This window comes from Stenotrophomonas sp. 05L44_2 (assembly GCF_056665995.1).
This window is the reverse complement of the sequence record NZ_JBFTNR010000505.1, coordinates 1-3,121: the sequence shown is the minus strand read 5'-3', so window position 1 is coordinate 3,121 and position 3,121 is coordinate 1. Positions and strand designations below refer to the sequence as shown.

The 3,121-nt window shown below is 67.2% G+C and carries 5 protein-coding genes; 4 read left to right on the top strand and 1 reads right to left on the bottom strand.

Translation table 11 applies throughout. The features are described from left to right. On the top strand, nt 1-391 hold a 391-nt coding region (locus AC1VAN_RS16545; protein WP_480986220.1), incomplete at its 5' end, for a LysR substrate-binding domain-containing protein. On the opposite strand, the gene AC1VAN_RS16540 is transcribed toward AC1VAN_RS16545, so the two are convergent. Beyond that, nucleotides 360-1,592 (bottom strand): nucleotide disphospho-sugar-binding domain-containing protein, encoded by a 1,233-nt coding sequence (locus AC1VAN_RS16540; RefSeq protein ID WP_442251886.1) that lies wholly within the window; start codon nt 1,590-1,592, stop codon nt 360-362. The genes AC1VAN_RS16545 and AC1VAN_RS16540 overlap by 32 nt on opposite strands. A 203-nt stretch (nt 1,593-1,795) precedes the next feature. Here AC1VAN_RS16540 and dnaQ point away from each other — a divergent pair, with 203 nt between their 5' ends. The 3 genes from dnaQ (at nt 1,796) to rpmG (ending at nt 2,960) form a co-directional block, all read left to right on the top strand. Then, nucleotides 1,796-2,305, top strand: coding sequence for a DNA polymerase III subunit epsilon (gene dnaQ, locus AC1VAN_RS16535; protein ID WP_442251885.1), 510 nt, complete (start codon nt 1,796-1,798; stop codon nt 2,303-2,305). Between the two features lie 240 nt (nt 2,306-2,545). After that, a complete protein-coding gene (gene rpmB, locus AC1VAN_RS16530) occupies nt 2,546-2,782 on the top strand; it encodes a 50S ribosomal protein L28 (RefSeq protein WP_005411638.1) in 237 nt (78 codons plus the stop codon). A 10-nt stretch (nt 2,783-2,792) separates the two neighbouring features. After that, entirely contained in the window at nt 2,793-2,960 is a 168-nt protein-coding gene (gene rpmG / locus AC1VAN_RS16525) for a 50S ribosomal protein L33 (RefSeq protein ID WP_170272460.1), read from the top strand. Nucleotides 2,961-3,121 lie beyond the last annotated feature (161 nt).

Here is a 3,121-nt window from a genome sequence, read left to right as displayed (position 1 = left end):
CCCGGGCTATGTGCAGCGGTTCGGTGTGCCGGAACACCCGCGCGCGCTGGAAGGGCCGGACCACCACACGGTCGGTTTTCTCAGCCCACGCAGTGGCCGCGCCCGCGTGTTCACCGCGCAGCGTGGCGCCGAGCGCGTCGAGGTGCAGGGGCGCTATTCAATCGGCTTCGATGATGGCAACGCCTATCTGGCCGCTGGCCTGGCCGGCCTCGGCGTGGTCGCGCTGCCCAGCTACATGGCCGAACCRCATGTGGCGCGCGGCGAGCTGCTGCCCGTGCTGCACGATTGGCAGCTGCCGCCGATGCCGATGCACGTGATGTTCCCGCCGAACCGGCACATGAGCCAGCGGCTGCGGGTGTTCATTGATTGGGTGGTGGAGACGTTGGGCTGAGCCAGCGCTCGAGTGCGGCCACGCCGCATGCCACTCCATCCTCGTTCGCCATTGCAGCGCCCAGCGCGGCCGCACGTGCGCGTGTATCCGCATGCTCGGCGAACGCCAGTGCATCGGCCAACACCTTCGGCTGCAACCGCTTGGGTGACAGTGGCGCCGGTGCCACGCCCAGGTGCTGCAGTCGATCGGCCCAGAAGAACTGGTCGGCGGCGAACGGCATCACCATCGACGGTATGCCGGCGCGGCATGCCGAATGCGTGGTGCCGCTGCCGCCGTGGTGGATCGCCAGTGCGCAGCGCGGCAACAACGCTTCATGCGGGGTCGGGCCGATCACCCGTACCGAGTCGGGCAGCGTCATGTCGGGCACGCCGACCCAACCGGGAAACAGCAGCACGCGGCGTGGCGCCAGCGCCGACAACAGCGCCGGCAGCACACGTTCGCGCTCGAAGCCGGTCATGCTGCCGAAGCCCAGATAGACCGGCGGCGGTCCTGCATCGAGGAAAGCCTGCAGTTCGCACGACGGTTGCCACGGCGCAGCAGGGGCCGACCATTGGCCGCACACGAGGTGGTCGGCCGGCCAGTCCGAAGGCGGTGGCAGCAGCTGTGGCGAGATGCCATACAGCATCGGCAGGCCAGCCCAGAGGGAACGTCGTGGTGGCTGCCCGGCGTGCTGGCGGGCCGTGTTGATCGGGCCGCGGAACTGTCGCCAGATCAGGCCGTTGACCAGGCCATAACTGGCCCGGTTCAACCAGCCCGGCGAGCGTCCGGGCGGCAGGAAGGGCGAGCGGAACGCGCGCGTCGGCGTCAGCGGAATCATGCCGGCGCCGATCACCGGAAGATCGCGACGCTCGCCGACGCTCATGCCGACGAACGCAGCCAGGCCACCGGTCAGGATCGCATCGCAGCCGTCGGCTGCAGCATCGGCCTGGTGCATCCAGCCGGCGACATGTTGCAGCGCCATCCGTGCCAGCCCGGTGCTGGCGGCGGCAACGCCATTGCCGCGTGAGACCAGCGCCACCACTTCGTCGTGGATGTCGCCTTCCAGCGCGGCGTGCGGGACGCCCAAGGCCTTCGCGCTGTCGAGGGTGCCGCCGTCGGCCAGCAGCATGACCTCGTGACCGGCCGCGATCAGCCCATGGCAGAGCATGACCAGCGGGCGCGTATCGCCTTCGGTGCCGTAGGTGAGGGCCAGCAGTCGCATTGGAGCCTCCGCAGTGAATCACCAGYATGCCGACATCGCTGTGTTCATCCGCGCTCCTGCCGACGCACCGCGTGGGACAATCCCGCCTCATCTGCCCCCGCCGCACGGGGGGCGCGCAACAGGATCCAGCACCGCATGACCGCACTGCCATCCCTACCGTCCCTTGTCTGCCGCATGCCGGCCCCTGCATACCGGCGTGCGCCGTGAGCCGCGTCGTCGCACTGGACACCGAAACCACCGGTATCTCGCATCGCCTGGGCCATCGGGTGATTGAAATCGGGGCGGTGGAACTGGTCGATGGACAACTCAGCGGCCGCCAGTTCCACACCTACCTGCAGCCGCAGCGGAAGGTGGACTGGGGCGCGCTGCGCGTGCACGGCATCAGCGATGCCATGCTGGTGGGCAAGCCGCTGTTTGCGAGCAAGGCCGCCGAACTGCTGGAGTTCCTGCGTGGCAGCGAGATGGTCGCGCACAACGCCACCTTCGACGTCGGTTTCCTCGACAACGAGCTGCGCCTGGCGGGGCTGGCCGGTGGGCTGGCCCAGCACTGCCGCGTGACCTGCAGCCTGAAGCTGGCCCGCAGCCGTTGGCCGGGCATGCCCAACAAGCTCGACGATGTGCTGCAGCGCCTGCATATTCCCGGCACCCGCGGCCTGCATGGCGCACTGAAGGATGCCCACCTGCTGGCCCAGGTGGTACCGCACCTGCGCTGAGGGCAGGGCGCCGTCATCGTGTTCAGGCGTGGCCTGTGGGTAAGTTGCGCAAGGTCTTGATTGCGTGCATAATGCGCGGCTCGCTGTGTCCGGTTTCGTGCCGGGCGGCGCCCCCGGGAGCACGTCCCCGGCCGCCCAACGCCAGCGTAACCCTTTGATTCTCTTGACGTGTGGTGGGCAACCACCGAGGCCGCCGTCCCCCGGGCTACGGGGAGACACAACTTACTATCGAGGTGCGCCATGTCCCGCGTATGCCAGGTTTCCGGCAAGCGAGTGCAGACGGGTAACAACGTCTCGCACGCMAACAACAARACCCGTCGTCGTTTCCTGCCGAAYCTGCACGAGCGCCGCTTCTGGGTTGCCAGCGAGAACCGCTGGGTGAAGCTTCGTGTTTCCGCGCATGCACTGCGCACCATCGACAAGAACGGTATCGATTCCGTTCTGGCTGAGCTGCGTGCGCGCGGCGAAAAGGTCTGAGGAGTAGACGATCATGGCAGGCAAGCGCGATAAGGTCCGTATGATTTCGACCGCTGGTACCGGTCACTTCTACACGACCGACAAGAACAAGAAGAACACCCCGGGGAAGATGGAATTCTCCAAGTACGATCCGGTCGTGCGCAAGCACGTCCCGTACAAGGAAGGCAAGATCAAGTAATCCGCAAGGATTGCGGGTCGCTTCCGAAAAAACCCGCCCTCGTGGCGGGTTTTTTTGTGCCMCCCGCCCCCGGTAGGTGTCGACCTTGGTCGACACGTTCCGACCCCGTGGGTGCCGACCGTTGGTCGGCACGCTGTCCCCAGCGCTGCTCGACTCTGCAC